15 protein-coding genes and 1 pseudogene are annotated in these 14,711 nt (G+C 64.5%); 12 read left to right on the forward strand and 4 right to left on the reverse strand.

The window, feature by feature from the left end; all coding sequences use genetic code 11:
* Window positions 1-37: 37 nt before the first annotated feature.
* Entirely contained in the window at window positions 38-901 is an 864-nt protein-coding gene (locus ACSHZY_RS02205) for a YsnF/AvaK domain-containing protein (protein WP_435164757.1), read from the reverse strand.
* Window positions 902-930: 29 nt separating this feature from the next.
* Window positions 931-1,284: a YsnF/AvaK domain-containing protein gene (locus tag ACSHZY_RS02210; protein WP_435164760.1), complete on the reverse strand. Its 354-nt coding sequence runs from the start codon at window positions 1,282-1,284 to the stop codon at window positions 931-933.
* A 223-nt stretch (window positions 1,285-1,507) separates the two neighbouring features.
* Between ACSHZY_RS02210 and ACSHZY_RS02215 the strand changes: the two genes are divergently transcribed.
* Genes ACSHZY_RS02215 through ACSHZY_RS02230 form a run of 4 tightly spaced genes read left to right on the forward strand, consistent with a single transcriptional unit; the run spans window position 1,508 to window position 6,129 of the window.
* A complete protein-coding gene (locus ACSHZY_RS02215) occupies window positions 1,508-2,881 on the forward strand; it encodes an ABC transporter substrate-binding protein (RefSeq protein WP_435164763.1) in 1,374 nt (457 codons plus the stop codon).
* On the forward strand, window positions 2,878-3,864 hold the full coding sequence (locus ACSHZY_RS02220) for a carbohydrate ABC transporter permease (RefSeq protein WP_435164766.1): 987 nt from the start codon (window positions 2,878-2,880) through the stop codon (window positions 3,862-3,864). Before ACSHZY_RS02215 ends, ACSHZY_RS02220 begins: the two co-directional genes overlap by 4 nt.
* A gap of 1 nt (window position 3,865) precedes the next feature.
* Entirely contained in the window at window positions 3,866-5,041 is a 1,176-nt protein-coding gene (locus ACSHZY_RS02225; RefSeq protein ID WP_435164768.1) for a carbohydrate ABC transporter permease, read from the forward strand.
* Window positions 5,042-5,043: 2 nt separating this feature from the next.
* On the forward strand, window positions 5,044-6,129 hold the full coding sequence (locus tag ACSHZY_RS02230; RefSeq protein WP_435164771.1) for an ABC transporter ATP-binding protein: 1,086 nt from the start codon (window positions 5,044-5,046) through the stop codon (window positions 6,127-6,129).
* A gap of 13 nt (window positions 6,130-6,142) precedes the next feature.
* Here the strand turns inward: ACSHZY_RS02230 and ACSHZY_RS02235 are convergent, their stop codons facing one another.
* Window positions 6,143-6,274: a hypothetical protein gene (locus ACSHZY_RS02235; protein WP_435164774.1), complete on the reverse strand. Its 132-nt coding sequence runs from the start codon at window positions 6,272-6,274 to the stop codon at window positions 6,143-6,145.
* Between ACSHZY_RS02235 and ACSHZY_RS02240 the strand changes: the two are divergent.
* A pseudogene (locus ACSHZY_RS02240) lies at window positions 6,258-6,368 on the forward strand (IS5/IS1182 family transposase); the annotation flags it as partial. The gene ACSHZY_RS02235 and the pseudogene ACSHZY_RS02240 sit on opposite strands and share 17 nt — an antisense overlap.
* A 19-nt stretch (window positions 6,369-6,387) precedes the next feature.
* On the opposite strand, the gene ACSHZY_RS02245 reads toward ACSHZY_RS02240, so the two are convergent.
* On the reverse strand, window positions 6,388-7,542 hold the full coding sequence (locus ACSHZY_RS02245) for an ROK family transcriptional regulator (protein WP_435164777.1): 1,155 nt from the start codon (window positions 7,540-7,542) through the stop codon (window positions 6,388-6,390).
* A 133-nt stretch (window positions 7,543-7,675) separates the two neighbouring features.
* On the opposite strand from ACSHZY_RS02245, the gene ACSHZY_RS02250 reads away from it, so the two are divergent.
* Genes ACSHZY_RS02250 through ACSHZY_RS02280 form a run of 7 tightly spaced genes read left to right on the forward strand, consistent with a single transcriptional unit; the run spans window position 7,676 to window position 14,351 of the window.
* Complete coding sequence (locus tag ACSHZY_RS02250; protein ID WP_435164779.1) at window positions 7,676-8,980, forward strand: extracellular solute-binding protein; 1,305 nt, start codon at window positions 7,676-7,678, stop codon at window positions 8,978-8,980.
* 49 nt (window positions 8,981-9,029) lie between these two features.
* A complete protein-coding gene (locus tag ACSHZY_RS02255; RefSeq protein ID WP_435164781.1) occupies window positions 9,030-9,920 on the forward strand; it encodes a carbohydrate ABC transporter permease in 891 nt (296 codons plus the stop codon).
* Between the two features lies 1 nt (window position 9,921).
* A complete protein-coding gene (locus ACSHZY_RS02260) occupies window positions 9,922-10,809 on the forward strand; it encodes an ABC transporter permease subunit (protein WP_435164783.1) in 888 nt (295 codons plus the stop codon).
* 2 nt (window positions 10,810-10,811) lie between these two features.
* On the forward strand, window positions 10,812-11,909 hold the full coding sequence (locus ACSHZY_RS02265) for an ABC transporter ATP-binding protein (RefSeq protein WP_435164785.1): 1,098 nt from the start codon (window positions 10,812-10,814) through the stop codon (window positions 11,907-11,909).
* Entirely contained in the window at window positions 11,906-12,676 is a 771-nt protein-coding gene (locus ACSHZY_RS02270) for a glycerophosphodiester phosphodiesterase family protein (RefSeq protein ID WP_435164787.1), read from the forward strand. The genes ACSHZY_RS02265 and ACSHZY_RS02270 overlap by 4 nt, the downstream gene beginning before the upstream one ends.
* Window positions 12,673-13,497, forward strand: coding sequence for a glycerophosphodiester phosphodiesterase family protein (locus ACSHZY_RS02275; protein WP_435164788.1), 825 nt, complete (start codon window positions 12,673-12,675; stop codon window positions 13,495-13,497). Before ACSHZY_RS02270 ends, ACSHZY_RS02275 begins: the two co-directional genes overlap by 4 nt.
* Window positions 13,494-14,351, forward strand: coding sequence for an inositol monophosphatase family protein (locus ACSHZY_RS02280; protein WP_435164790.1), 858 nt, complete (start codon window positions 13,494-13,496; stop codon window positions 14,349-14,351). Before ACSHZY_RS02275 ends, ACSHZY_RS02280 begins: the two co-directional genes overlap by 4 nt.
* The last annotated feature ends 360 nt before the right edge of the window (window positions 14,352-14,711 follow it).

Genomic DNA, 14,711 nt, shown 5'->3' on the forward strand with positions numbered 1-14,711 from the left:
GGAAGATCCGGCCCTTCGTCACACTGTCTGGCAGTGATCAGCGCTTGGTGGTGTCGAAGCCGGGACGATCGGTGCGGTCGTCCTCGATCTCCACTTCCGTGTGACGGACCGAGTCCGAGATCGTCTCGCGGTGGGTTTCGCTGGTCTTGCGCAGGCCGACCTCTTCCACAACGCGGGCGTCTTTGGACACGACGGCTTCCTCGCGGTATTCCTCGGCTTCCAGCGTGCGGTCTGTGAAGGTGTCGGCGGCGGTCACGTCGCGGTCCACCGGACGACGCTCCAGCGAGACATGCTCTTCGCGCAGGTCGATCGTTTCGCTGACCGGCTCTTCCACCGTGTAGGCGCGGACGCGGACACGGCCGTGCTGGGTGTCGCGCTTGCCGACGCGCAGACGCTCTTCCACGATCGGGATGACGTCGTCATCCGTGCGGTTCAGATCGGTGCGGTCGACGTCGGACACCGGGCGTGCCACCGGCGCGGCATAGGCGCTGGATTCGTATCCGCCCCAGCCTTCCGAACGCCAGCTGGCTTCACGCTCGTCCAGGTTGACGGTGCCTTCGTCGTCCAGGATGTCGAGCACGGTGTCGTATTCGGTACCGGCGATGCCCGTGACCGTCACAAGGTAGCCGCCTCGCGACAGACCCTCGGCATAGGTGTAGCGGTCTTCATCGGGGAAGAAGTAGTCGCCCAGCTTGTCCCAGAAGCCCTTGTCCTCGCCGGACGTCGTGGCGGTGGGGGTGGTCGTCGTGCCGGTGGCGGAGTCGCCTTCCACACGGATTTGCGACGAAGACACTCCGGCCTGGTTCAGGCGCGCGACGGCGGCGTCCGCGTCGGCACGGTTGTCGAACAGGGCGGAGATCGAGGTTGCACCGGATGTGCCGATATCAGTGTCATAGGTCATCGGGGTCGTCCTTTCGTCATTTCATTGAATCAGCGGTCGTCTTCGGGAAGAAGCCGCTCGACGGAAGCGGTTTGCCTGCGGGTTGTGACCGGCACTTCGGTCGTGTCCCGATGTTCCACACGTCGGATGTGAATTTCTTCGCGGACGTAGAGTTCGCGAAGAACGACAAGCCGCTCCTCCACTATGGGGATGATGGTCAGATCGCCTTCGACAACGACCTCCGGGGCCTTGTCGACCTTGCGATCCACGGGAACCCGTACGACTTCCACTTCCATTCTCCCGAGTTCGAGGGGGACCAGCGATTCCACCGCCTCCGTGTGCGTGCTGACACGCACCCGGCCCGTGACGATCTTTTCCTTCGTCACGGTTGCCCGTTCCTCCATCAGGGGAAGAAAGTCCGTATGATGTTCCTCGGCCATGACATCCTTTCACAGAGAGCGACGTGACAACCGTATGAGCGGGACGATGTTCCGTCAGGTTCCGGGCACAGGCGGAAAATGACCGACGGGAGGACGCGGCCGGATGTTCCCGGGATTGTCGCAAAGATTTGATACGCTCTTTGCTGGACCTAACTTTCCCTCAGCAACCTGAGGGGGAAAAGGCACCATGCGACATCCGCTGCTGTCCGCAGCGCTGATCCTTGCCGCCGGCACGGCACAGGCGCAGGACCTGCTGTTCCCCCCGGGTGAGGACGCACGCTTCAACTGGGCGTCCTACGAGGCCTTCAAGACTGGTCATGACCTGAGTGGCCAGAGCGTCACCATCGCCGGCCCCTGGACGGCCGAGGACGAGGTGACCTTTCGCCGCGTGTTCGAGTATTTCGAGGCGGCCACCGGGGCCACGGTGAACTATGCGGGTTCGGACAGTTTCGAGCAGCAGATCGTCATCGACACCTCAGCCGGATCGCCGCCGGACATCGCAGTCTTTCCGCAGCCGGGGCTGGCACGCGGGCTGGCGGCGCAGGGCAAGCTGACCCCCCTGCCCGAGGACACAGGCCCCTGGTTGCGCGAGAACTATGCCGCCGGCGACAGTTGGGTGGAACTGGTCACCTTCCCCGGCCCGGACGGGCAACCCCATGTCTATGGCCTGCCCTACAAGATCGACGTGAAGTCGCTGGTGTTCTACTCGCCCGAGAACTTCGCCGCGATGGGCTATGAGGTTCCCCGCACGATGGAGGATCTGAAGACCCTGACGGAACGCATCGTGGCCGACGGCGGCACGCCCTGGTGCATCGGGCTTGGCGCGGGATCGGCCACCGGCTGGCCCGCCACCGACTGGGTGGAAGACCTGATGCTGCGCGTGAACACGCCCGAAGTCTATGACCAGTGGGTCACGCACCAGATCCCCTTCGACGATCCGCGCGTCCTTGCCGCGATCGAGGAGTTCGGCTGGTTCGCCAAGACCGACGCCTTCGTGGATGGAGGCGCGGGCGGCGTCGGCTGGATCGACCACCGCGACAGCCCGACCGGCCTGTTCGCCATTCCGCCGCGCTGCTTCCTGATGCATCAGGCGTCCTTCATCGGATCGTTCTTCCCCCCGGGGACGGAGTTCGGGAGCGATGTCGACTTCTTCTACATGCCCCCCTATGCCAGCCGCCCGGAACTGGGCCAGCCCGTCTTGGGCGCGGGCACGACCTTCTCGCTCACCCGCGACACGCCGGTGGCGCAGGCGTTTCTGGAATTCCTGCGCATTCCATTGGCGCATGAGGTGTGGATGGCGCAGACCGGCTTCCTGACGCCGCTGAAAAGCGCGAACCTTGATGCCTATGGCGACCCGACCTTGCGCGGGATGGGAGAGATCCTGGTGAACGCCGACACCTTCCGCTTCGACGCGTCGGACCTGATGCCGGGCGCGATCGGGGCGGCCGCCTTCTGGACCGGCATGATCGATTACGTGGCGGGCGACACCGCGGCCGAGGCCGCCGGAATGATCGAACAAACCTGGGACAGCTTGGCCCGCACCGGAGGTATCGACGGATGAACCAGATCCTCCTTGCCGCCGTGACCATCCTCGTCGGCGTGGCCGGATGCCTCGCCTATTTCTGGCTGTCGAACCTGTTGCTGGACCGCCTGTTTCCGCCGCGCGGAACGAACGCCGCCCACAACCTGCGCCGGTCGGGCCGCATCCGCCCCTGGCTGTTCCTGACGCCGGCCATCCTGTTTCTGGCCGTCTACCTTGTGTATCCGGTCTTCGCGTCCCTGTGGCTCGCCTTCTCGCGCAATGGGGAGTTCGTGGGGGTGGAGAATTTTGTCTGGCTGGTGAACGATCCGAAGTTCCGCGAAAGCCTGCTGAACAACCTTCTGTGGCTGATCTTCGTGCCGACCATGGCCACATTTGTCGGCCTGATCGCGGCGCAGCTGACCGACAGCATCAAGTGGGGCGCGGCCGCGAAATCGCTGATCTTCATGCCCATGGCGATCAGCTTCGTGGGCGCCGCCGTCATCTGGAAGTTCATCTACGAATTTCGGGCCGAGGAGCTGGCCCAGATCGGCCTTCTGAACGCGATCGTCACCTCGATGGGGTTCGCGCCCAAGGCCTGGCTGACGCTGCCGGTGTGGAACACGTTCTTTCTGATGATCATCATGGTCTGGATGCAGGCGGGCTTTGCCATGGTGCTTCTGTCCGCCGCCCTGCGCGGCATCCCCGATGAGACGATCGAGGCCGCGATTCTGGATGGCGCGTCGCCCTGGCAGGTGTTCCGGCGCATCCAGGTGCCGCAGATCTGGGGCACCATCGCCGTGGTGTGGACCACCATCACGATCATGGTGCTGAAGATCTTCGACATCGTCTTTGCCATCACCAACGGCCAATGGGGCACGCAGGTTCTGGCCAACATGATGTATGACTGGTCGTTCCGCGCGGGCGACTTCAACCGCGGCGCCACCATCGCCATCGTCATCATGATCGCCGTGCTGCCGATCATGGTCTGGAACATCCGCAACGCCAGCCGGGAAAGGGATTGAGATGGAGAACATCGCGGGCAAACGCGGGCGGCTGACATGGGCGCTGAACATCGCCGTCCTTCTTCTGGTGCTGTTGTGGACGATCCCGACCATCGGGCTGCTGATCTCCTCGTTCCGGGACGCCGAACAGCTTCAGACGTCGGGCTGGTGGACATCGCTGACGCCGCAGCAGGAATCCTGGTCCGCCCGGTCCGCCGCGCCCGATGCAGCGGTGCACGACGGCGGAACCTATGTGCTGGAAGGCAACGTCTTCGGCGATGCCACGGGCAAGGTCGTGGCCTTCGGCGTCAGCCCGATGGCCCCCGAGGAATTCGCGGCCGGTGACACTGCCGATCGCCCCGACGGTGGCACGCTGACCGTCAATGCCGACGGAAGCTACCGCCTGGAACAGGCCCGGCCCTTCACCCCGCCCGAGGTGGCCGCCGGCGACACGGCGGGCGGAACGGCCCCGCGCGGGCTGCGCGTTTTCGTCACCTCCACCGAACCGCCGGACTTCACCACCGGCAACTATGGCACCGTGCTCAACGCCGACGGGATGGGCCAGTCCTTCCTGAACACGCTGACGGTGGCCATTCCCGCCACGGTGATCCCGATCCTGGTCGCCGCCTACGCCGCCTATGCGCTGGCCTGGATGCACTTTCCGGGGCGGGCGCTGCTGGTGTCCATTGTGGTAGGGCTGCTGGTCGTGCCGCTGCAACTGGCACTGATCCCGCTTTTGCAGCTGCACAACGGCATTGGATTGGGGCGCGGCTATATCGGGGCGTGGCTGGCGCATACGGGCTTCGGCCTCCCGCTCGCCATCTATCTTCTGCGCAATTACATGGTCGGCCTCCCGCGCGAGGTGATTGAAAGCGCGCGCGTCGACGGGGCCACGGATTTCGAGATCTTCCGCAAGATCATCCTGCCTTTGTCCCTGCCCGCGCTGGCGGCCTTCGGGATCTTCCAGTTCCTGTGGACGTGGAACGACCTGCTGGTGGCCAAGGTGTTCCTTGGCACCTCCGACACGCAGATGGTGATGACGGGCCGGATCGTGGAGCTTCTGGGTTCGCGCGGCAACAACTGGGAACTGCTGACGGCGGCGGCCTTCATCTCCATGATCGTGCCGCTGATCGTCTTCTTCTCACTTCAGAAATACTTCGTCCGCGGCCTTCTCGCCGGATCGGTCAAGGGGGGATAACCATGGCAAACGTGACGCTGACCGACGTGTCGAAATCCTATGGCGCGACCAACGTGCTGAAGGACATCGACCTTGATATCCGGCAAGGGGAGCTTGTGGTCTTCGTCGGTCCTTCGGGCTGTGGCAAGTCCACCCTTCTGCGCATGATCGCGGGGCTGGAAAAGATCAGCGGCGGCACGCTGGAGATCGACGGGCAGGTGGTGAACGACACGCCCCCCGCCCAGCGCGGCATCGCGATGGTGTTCCAGTCATATGCCCTTTACCCCCACATGACCGTGCGCGAGAACATGGCCTTTGCGCTGGACATCGCCAAGGTCCCGAAGGCCGAGGCAGCGCGCAAGGTCGAGGTCGCGGCCGAGACGCTGCAACTGACGCCCTATCTGGACCGGCTGCCCAAGGCGCTGTCGGGCGGACAGCGCCAGCGGGTCGCCATCGGCCGCGCCATCGTGCGCGACCCGAAGGTGTATCTCTTCGACGAGCCGCTGTCGAACCTGGACGCCGCCCTGCGCGTCGCCACCCGGATCGAGATCGCGCAGCTGAAGGAACGCATGCCCGACGCCACGATGATCTACGTCACCCACGACCAGGTGGAGGCGATGACGCTGGCCACGCGCATCGTGGTGCTGGCCAACAAGGGCATCAGCCAGGTCGGCACCCCGCTGGAGCTGTACGAGGCGCCGAAGAACGAGTTCGTGGCCCAGTTCATCGGCTCGCCTTCGATGAACCTTCTGCCGGGCAAGATCACCGCCACGGGCGCGCAGACCGAGGTCACTCTGGCAACCGGCGGCGTTGCCGTGTCCGCCATCCCGACCCCGCCGGACGCCATGGGCCGGCAGGTCAACATCGGCATCCGCCCCGAGGATTTCGTGCCCACCGACGGGCCCGCCATCTACAAGGGTCATGTGGATTACGTGGAAGCGCTGGGCGAGGTGACGCTGCTGTATTTCGTGGCCGAAGGCGACCGGCCCGGCGTGATCGCCAAGCTGCCCGGCATCCACAGGCAAGCGCGACGCACCACCGTCGGCCTGACGGCCGATCCCGCCCGCGTGCACCTGTTCGCGAACGGGCATTCGTTGCGGCCGGCCTGAAGCGGCCCGACCGTCAGCGGTCCTTGATCGTCAGCGGCACGGGGGCAAGGTTCGGCAGGATCAGCACGGCCCCGGTCACCTCGGCCGGCGGGGCGGTGAAGGTGCCCTTCCAGCTGCCGACGCGGGGGTTGTTCGGACGCCTCAAGGGTCGGCGGCGGATCGCCACCCGTTACGACCGAGGCCCGGAGACGTTCTTCTCCGCCATTGCTCTCGCAGCCGCCGTCTTGTTCTGGCTCTGAAACTCAATGAGTCTGGAGCCTAGTAGAAACACCTTTTGAACGGCTTCACCGCAGCTCCCATCGCCGCAGCCTCGGCGCCGATGTTCGATACGATCAGGGCAGGGTTCGGTCGCGGAGCGCCGTATCGGGACGCGCCAAACAGTCGTGTGCGATCAATGAGAAGTTTCGCCAATTCGGGCGGCACCTCGCCGCCGAAAACGATCGCCTGCGGGTCATAGACCGCCCAGATCGCGTTGATCAGACGGCGGTACGCGGGCGTGACCTCATCGACCCAATCCGCCAGGCCTGGCCAAGCGGGATCGAACCCTTCGCGCATGGCGGCGATGGTCGGAACATCCACGCCGTTCCGCTTCAGCGTCTCCATCAGCAGTTGCAGCGCGGGGCGACGGCGAACCTCCTCCTCGTCGAACATCTGCGAGAATTCGCCCGCATTGCCGTTGCCGCCCTCCAGCAGCTCTCCGTCACAGATCAGGCCGCCGCCGAAGCCGTAGTTGAAGCTGAGATAGGCGAAGTGGCGGTGCTGTCGCCCGACGCCGAACATCGCTTCTGCCACTGCGCCTGCCTTGCCTCCGTTGAAGGACCAGACCGGCACTCCAAAACGATGCGACAGGATCGGGCCAAGTTCGATCAGCGACCATTCCTGCAACGGCAGGGTGGCATTGAACCGTGTGCCGCCGAGGTGGAAGCCCGCGATGGCGAAGCCGATGCCGAACATCCGTGCAGGGTCCAGCCGCAGCGCCTTGCGCCGCACGTCAAGAATGCGTTCCACCTCGGTCAGGCAGGCGTCCATCGGACGCCCGTCCAGCGCGAAGCTGTCTTGCGCCAGCACCGTTCCCGCAAGATCCAGAAGGCACAGGTCGATTACGTCGCTGTTGAGCGAGATGCCGAGGCTCCATGCGTAATCCCCGTTCAACCGCAGCATCGGACTGGGCTGGCCGCTGCCAAGGCCCGGTTTCGGCGCGCCAAAGCAGAGGATCCCGCGACCGGACAGCGTGTCCAGTATCCGGTGGACCGATTGCTGCGTCAGATCGACCTGAGCCGTCAACTCGCGCCGCGAGATGTCGGGCGCCTGCCAGATGCGGCGCAGGATGGCGCGTTCGTTGCCCGACACCACGCCGTCATCCATCCCGCGCAGGAAAGCGGGCGAGACCAAGGCGTCGGGGCAGTATCGCATGGATAGGTCATTTCTGAAATTATCGGGTGGCAACAGCAATACGTCATTTCTCTGTCACACGTAAAGAGTAACTCTCCGCCAAGCACAATCGAGTCACCTGAAAAGTGTGACACTGACAAAAGGCGGACGATCCGTGAAACCCACCCTTCTGGCGGCAGCCGGCCTTCTGGCCCTTGCCCCGCAACTGCACGCGGCGGATATCGAGTTCTGGTATGGCAACACCGGCAATGTCGAGGTCGCGATCCAGAACCAATGCGCGGCCTTCAACGACGCGCAAACGGACCACACCGTCACATGCGTCGGCCAAGGCAGCTATGAAGTCAGCATGCAGAAGGCCATCGCGGCTTATCGCGCCAAACAGCATCCGGTGCTGATCCAGTTCTTCGACGCGGGCACGCTGGATCTGATGCTTTCGGACGCCGTGGTGCCGGTGGAAGACATCATGCCCGAGGTGGACTGGGACGACTACATCGGCGGCGCGCGCAGCTATTACGAGACCTCGACCGGCAAGCTCTATGCGCAGCCCTACAACTCGTCCACGCTGCTGTTCTACACCAACAAGACCCAACTCGAAGCCGCAGGCGTGACCGAAACCCCCGAGACGTGGGAACAGATCATCGCCGCCGCGCAGAAGCTGAAGGACGCAGGCCATGCCTGTCCGTTCGTGACGGACGGCGACACGTGGCGCGTGCTGGAGCAGTTCTCGGCCCGTCACGCGCTGCCGATCGCGACGCAGCATAACGGCTTCGACGGCATGGACGCCGAATATGCCTTCAACACCACCTTCGCAGCCCAACATCTGGCCAATCTGGTCGAATGGCGGAACGAGGGTCTGGTCCGCATCGCCGCCGACACCAAGGCCGGAAACTACACCGCCGCTTTCAACGCGGGCGAATGCGCGATGATGGAGCAATCCTCGGGCAGCTACGCCGCCGCCAAGGAAGCCTTCGGCGACACATACGAACTGACCGCCGCGATGGCTCCGATGTATGAAGGCCACGAACGCCACAACACCTTCGTCGGCGGCGCGTCCATCTATGTCATGAAAGGCCATGCGGATGACGAGATCGCGGCGGCCAAGGCCTTCCTCGACTTCCTGCGTGCGCCTGAGCAGCAAATGGCGTTCACGGCGGCCACCGGCTACGTCCCTGTGACCAACGAAGGTCTGGCGGCAATTCAAGCCAGCGGCGAGGCCGATACGCCGAAATACCTGACCGCCAAGATCGGCGTCGAGTCGATGAACCAACCTTCGACCCCCGACACGCGCGGCATCCGTCTGGGCTTCTACGTTCAGTTCCGCGAAATCTTCATGGAGGAAACCCAGAAGGCATGGTCGGGCGACCAGCCGATGCAGGTCGCGCTCGACAACGCCGCACGCCGTGGTGACGAACTGCTGCGCCGCTTCCAGCAGACCTACCGCAACGCCGATCTGCCGTAAGCCCTGACCGGCGGGCCCGAGTGGCCCGCCCATTCCCAAGGACTGCCCCATGACCTCCGACTCCGCCCGTTTCGCGAATGGCTGGCTGCCCGCCCTTCTGGCGGCGCCACTGCTTCTGTTGATCGTCGTTTTCTTCTATGCGCCGGTCGTTCAGGCATTCTACTGGTCGTTCTTTCTGGAACAACCCTTCGGTGGCGGCTCGCAGTTCGTGGGGTTCGAAAACTTCGCCCGCGTGCTGGCCGACCCCGAGTTCTGGGCCGCGACGGGCCGAACGCTGGTGTTCATGGTCACGGCATCGTCCTTGGCAGTGATCCTGCCGCTGGTGCTGGCCATCGCCGCCGACCGGCAGATCCGCCTGTCAGTTCCGGCGCGCAACATCCTTGTGTGGCCAAAGGGCGTGGCGGGGGCGTCCATCGGGGTGGTGTTCGCCTTCATATTCAACCCGTTCGTCGGCGTCATGGCGCCGCTGAACGCATGGTTCCCCGGCGCATGGAACCCCGGTCTGCACGGCACCGACGCTTTCCTGACCCTGATCGCCGCCCATGTCTGGAGCGGTATTCCCTTCAACTTCGTGATCCTGCTGGCGGGCCTGCGCGCCGTGCCGCACACGCTGTATCAGGCCGCCGCGCTGGACGGCGCGAGCCCGTGGCGGCGGATCCGCGACGTGCAACTTCCGCTGATCGCGCCGCAACTGTTCCTGACGCTGGTGCTGGAGTTCACGGAAAGCATCACCTCGGCCTTTTCGCTGATCGACACGATCACCCAAGGGGGACCCGGCGGTTCGACCACGCTGCTGGTCTACAAGATCTATGCCGACGGCTTCCGCGGCTACGACCTTTCTGGTGCATCGACGCAAACGGCGATCCTGATGGTCTTCGTTCTGATCCTTGCCGGTCTGCAATTCGGCGTCCTTGGCCGCCGCATCGATTACGAGCGCTGAGATGATCGAGAAAGCCCGTTCCATCAACATTGCCGCCACGATCATCCTCGCGCTCGGCATCGTCTATATCCTCGGGCCGCTGTATCTGGCCGTCACCACCGCCAGCCACTCCTATACCGAGATGCTGCAGAACGGCATAAGCTGGCTGCCGGGGAACGATCTGCCCGACAACATCCGCCGCATCTGGATGGAAACGCGCATCCCGCAGCAGATGGCCAACAGCCTGATTGTGGCGCTTGGCAACGCGGTGCTGACCTGCGTGCTGTCGTTCCTGACCGCGTTCGCCCTGGTGTGGTTCCGCATCCGCTGGGCCGCCGTGGCCTTCGCCGCCATCCTTGCGACCATCATGCTGCCCTTGGATATCCGCGTGGTCACCACCTATCAGGTGGCGGCCAACGTGTTCTCGCCCCTGAACGCGGTGATGGACCTGGTCGGCGTGCCGCTGCATCTGGAGCTGAGCATCCTCGACACCCACGCGGGCCTGATCCTGCCGCTGATCGCGCATGGCACCGGCACGTTCCTGTTCCGCCAGTTCTTCCTCACCTTGCCGCGCGATCTGTTCAAGGCGGCGCGGATGGATGGCGCGGGGCCGCTGCGGTTCATGTGGGACATCCTGCTGCCACTGTCGCGCACCTCAGTCGCCGCCCTGTTCGTGCTGACCTTCCTGTCGGGCTGGACGCAATACCTGTGGCCCCTGGTCGGCGCCTCGCGCCCCGAGATGCAGACGGCGGTGGTGGGCCTTGCCCGCCTTGCCCCCGACAATGACGGGCGGATGCCCGACTTTCCGATGATCATGGCGGGTGCCGTGATCGTATCGCTGATCCCGCTGGCGATGATCGCGCTTCTGCAGCGTTTCCTTGTCCGCGGCCTTGTGATGACCGAGAAATGACCATGACCGCCTCCATCCATTCCACGGCGCAGGGCATCCGCCTGAAGGGCGTCACGAAGTCCTATGACGGCGCGCACCAGACCATCCCGCCGATGGATCTGGAAATGCGGGCGGGCGAGTTCACGGTGATCCTCGGCCCCTCAGGCTGCGGCAAATCCACCCTGCTGCAAATGCTGGCGGGGCTGGAGCGTGTGACAGCGGGCACGATCGAGATCGGCGGGCGCGAGGTGCAGGATCTGGAACCGAAAGCGCGCGGCCTTGCGATGGTGTTCCAGAACTACGCCCTCTATCCGCACATGACCGTGGCCGAAAACATCGGCTATTCCCTGCGCGTGGCGGGGATGGGGAAGACCGAACGCGCAGCGAAAGTGCAGGCTGTGGCGGGGATGCTGGGCCTTGGCGATCTGCTGGTGCGCAAACCGTCGCAGCTTTCGGGCGGCCAGCGCCAGCGTGTGGCCATCGGCCGCGCCATCATCCGCGAACCTGGGGTTCTGCTGTTCGACGAGCCGCTGTCGAACCTCGACGCGCAATTGCGCCATGACATGCGGTTGGAACTGGGCGAGTTGCACCGCCGCATAGGCGCAACCTCGGTGTTCGTGACGCATGATCAGGTGGAGGCGATGACGCTCGCCGACCGCATCTTGATCCTGAGCAAGGGCAGGATCGAGCAGTTCGATACCCCGAAGGCAATCTATTCCCGCCCGGCCTCCACCTTCGTCGCCCGCTTCATCGGCGCACCGCCCATGAACATCCTACAGGTCAGCGGCGACGGCCACAGGCTGCGCCTGGCCGACGGGCAGGTGCTGGCCGCAAGCCCGCTGCGCGGCGACTTCCAGCTTGGCATCCGCCCCGAAGACATCCTGCTGATCAAAGACGCTCCCCTTCGCGCCCGCCTGCGCTATCGCGAGGACCTGGGCTCACATTCCGTGCTGACTGCCACGATGGATTTGGCCGAGATCCGCATCGCTACCCCCTTCGGCGCGGCCCCGCCCGAGGGCAGCGATCTGGCGCTGCGATTCCCGCCCGAGAAACTGCATCTGTTCGACACGGCGGGCCTGCGGGTCGAGACCACTTTCGCCGAAAGCAGGGTGTTCAGTTGAATTACCGCGACCACCTGCACAGCCCCTGTCCGATCGTCCATCGCGGGCTTTGCTCCCATGCGCCGGAAAACAGCCTTTCCGCGCTGGAGGCCGCAATTGCGGCGGGGCACAGCGTGCTGGAAATCGACATCCGCGCCACGGCGGACGGCGTTCTGGTGCTGATGCATGACGACAGCCTGCTGCGTATGACCGGCCTCGACCAGCCGGTCGAGAGCATGACCTCGGCCGATCTATCGTGGCTGCGGCTGCATGACGGGCATCGCATCCCGCGGCTGACTGAGGCGCTGGAACTGTGCCGCGACCGCGCCTGCGTGCATCTGGACGCCAAGGACCGCCGCATCCTGCCCGAGGTCATCGCCACCGCCACCCGCATGGGCATGGCCGAACAGGTAGATGTCTGGGGCGATCTGCGCTCGAGCGCAGATCTGGACTGGTTCCGGCAGGTGGTGCCGAAGGGGATGCTGCGTATGGCGCGGCTGTGGCTGGATGCGCCCGACATTGCCGCGCAGACCGCCCGCCTGCACGCCCTGCACCCCGAGATCTGCGAGTTGCGCTTCGCCCATCCCGACCAGATCGCTGCCTTCGCGCCGAACGCGCAGGGCGTCGCGCTGATGGCCAACACCCTGCCCGGCATCGCCCCTGCGGCCTTCGATGACCGCACGGCCCCCGAAACGACATGGCGCACGCTGATTGCAGCGGGTGTCACCCTTATCCAGACCGACGAGGCTTGCGCGCTGCGCCGTCTCATTCAGCAGGACCGACCATGAGCTATTCCGACTTCATCCGCGACCCGAACCGCGACTGCGCCATCGTTGCCCATCGCGGGGCATGGCATGGCGCACCTGAAAATAGCCTTGCGGCCATCCAGCGCGCGATGGACGTCCGCGCCGACATCGTGGAACTGGACGTGCGCCGCAGCGCCGACGGCGTGCTGTTCCTGTGCCACGACGACACGCTTGAGCGAATGGCGGGCGTGGACCGCGACGTCGAAAGCTTCACGATGGCCGAACTGAAAGCCTTCGCCCTGCGCGAGGACAATGGCGGCCACCGCAATGCGACCGCCGAACGCATCCCCACGCTGGACGAGGCGCTGGACCTGATCCGCGGCAACATCTTCGCTGATCTGGACCTGAAAGACCGCGCCCTGTTCCCGCAGGTGGCCGAGGCCGCCCGCCGCATGGGGGCAGCAGCCTACGTGGACCTGAAGACCGAAATCCACGAACGGGCGCATCTAGACTGGGTGGCCGCGCAAGGTATCGCGCCGGTGGCGTTCATCGCGATGACCACATTCACAGCTGAAAACATCGACGCCCGCCTTGAGCTTCTGTCGCACGCCGCGCCTTTCATGGCCGAGATTCGCTTCGACGATCTGTCCACCATCGCCACCAATCAGGACCGCTTCCGTGCGGCGGGCATGGCGCTGTGGAAGAACACGCTCGATCCGGCCAACAGCGGCGAATGGAACGACGCGGCGGCGCTGAAGGACCCCGACGCGATCTGGGGCACGCTGATCGGCGCAGGCATCAGCTGCATCCAGACCGATGAACCCGAGGCGCTGCGCGCATGGCTGGAAGGACGCAAGGCATGACCGAAGTGGATGACGCACTGCTGGATGCGCTGATGGCCGACATGGCACGGGTGGCCAAGGTCGAGGTTCTGCCTCGGTTCCAAGCCATCGCGTCGGACAGCGCCCGCGCCAAGACCGCGCCGGACGATCTGGTGACGGATGCCGATATCGCTGCCGAAAAGGCACTTGGCACCGCGCTGGTCACGCGTCTTCCGGGCATCGTGCTGGTGGGCGAGGAGGCGGTCTCGGCCGACAAGACCATCCTTGACCGGATCGCGGATGCCGATCTGTGCGCGATCATCGATCCGGTGGACGGGACGTGGAACTTCGCCCACGGTATCCCGGTGTTCGGCATGATCCTTGCGATCACCGCCAAGGGGCGCACCATCGCGGGCGTGATCCACTATCCGGTGACGGGCGATTTCGTCGTGGCGCGAGCAGGTCACGGCGCGTGGCATGTCGCAGCGGACGGCGCGCGGCAACGCCTATGCGTGTCCGTCGCGTCGTCCATAAGCGAGATGACCGGCTTTATCACCATGAACGTCCTGCCCGCCGATCTTCGGGCCAAAATCGCGTCCAATAGCCTCAAGTTCCGAAACGTCTTGAACTGGCGCTGCTCTGCATTCGAATACCGTCTCTTGGCTACTGGAGCTGTCGATTTTACGATGACGGCCAGCTTGATGCCGTGGGACCATGCGGCGGGTGCTTTGATCCACTCGGAAGCCGGAGGGTATTCCGCGATGCTCGATGGATCGCCCTATGTCCCCTCGCGCCGAAAAGGGCATCTTCTGCTGGCTCCTGATGTGAAGTCTTGGTCGGAGTGCCGGGCTGGCCTATGCGATGAGCAAGTGGATGAAATACTGACTGCCGGTTAGCTCGATGGATGTCTGCTTGAAGAAGTCGAGATGAGCTTATCGGACTACTTGCGTGTCAATGAATAGCGGCAATGTCCATGATCGACCCTGCGAGCCCAAAGCAGGCTTTCGCGAGTGGTGAGGCCAGTCGGCCAGATGCCACAGCACCAGCTTTGCGCCAGGGCTGAGGCCTTTGCCGGTTTGCTTGATGGCCCAGATGGTTGCTTCGTGGCTCACGCGACCATCCCCCGGTTGGAGAACATCGCGGACAAACACCGAACAAAATGCGCGCGGCAAGCGCGGCGCTGTACGTGGTTTGTACGGCAGGAGGTTCGATTCAGGTTCGACGTTCTAGTAATGTTTCGGGCGGGGAACGGTCTT

The organism is Falsirhodobacter sp. 1013, from assembly GCF_051195255.1.
Taxonomy (GTDB): domain Bacteria; phylum Pseudomonadota; class Alphaproteobacteria; order Rhodobacterales; family Rhodobacteraceae; genus Falsirhodobacter.

Excerpts from the sequence above, each read along its gene's own strand:
- ACSHZY_RS02205 (WP_435164757.1), bottom strand. The coding sequence starts at position 901 with ATGACCTATGACACTGATATCGGCACATCCGGTGCAACCTCGATCTCC.
- ACSHZY_RS02210 (WP_435164760.1), bottom strand. The coding sequence starts at position 1,284 with ATGGAGGAACGGGCAACCGTGACGAAGGAAAAGATCGTCACGGGCCGG.
- ACSHZY_RS02215 (WP_435164763.1), top strand. The coding sequence starts at position 1,508 with ATGCGACATCCGCTGCTGTCCGCAGCGCTGATCCTTGCCGCCGGCACG.
- ACSHZY_RS02220 (WP_435164766.1), top strand. The coding sequence starts at position 2,878 with ATGAACCAGATCCTCCTTGCCGCCGTGACCATCCTCGTCGGCGTGGCC.
- ACSHZY_RS02225 (WP_435164768.1), top strand. The coding sequence starts at position 3,866 with ATGGAGAACATCGCGGGCAAACGCGGGCGGCTGACATGGGCGCTGAAC.
- ACSHZY_RS02230 (WP_435164771.1), top strand. The coding sequence starts at position 5,044 with ATGGCAAACGTGACGCTGACCGACGTGTCGAAATCCTATGGCGCGACC.
- ACSHZY_RS02245 (WP_435164777.1), bottom strand. The coding sequence starts at position 7,542 with ATGCGATACTGCCCCGACGCCTTGGTCTCGCCCGCTTTCCTGCGCGGG.
- ACSHZY_RS02255 (WP_435164781.1), top strand. The coding sequence starts at position 9,030 with ATGACCTCCGACTCCGCCCGTTTCGCGAATGGCTGGCTGCCCGCCCTT.
- ACSHZY_RS02260 (WP_435164783.1), top strand. The coding sequence starts at position 9,922 with ATGATCGAGAAAGCCCGTTCCATCAACATTGCCGCCACGATCATCCTC.
- ACSHZY_RS02265 (WP_435164785.1), top strand. The coding sequence starts at position 10,812 with ATGACCGCCTCCATCCATTCCACGGCGCAGGGCATCCGCCTGAAGGGC.
- ACSHZY_RS02275 (WP_435164788.1), top strand. The coding sequence starts at position 12,673 with ATGAGCTATTCCGACTTCATCCGCGACCCGAACCGCGACTGCGCCATC.
- ACSHZY_RS02280 (WP_435164790.1), top strand. The coding sequence starts at position 13,494 with ATGACCGAAGTGGATGACGCACTGCTGGATGCGCTGATGGCCGACATG.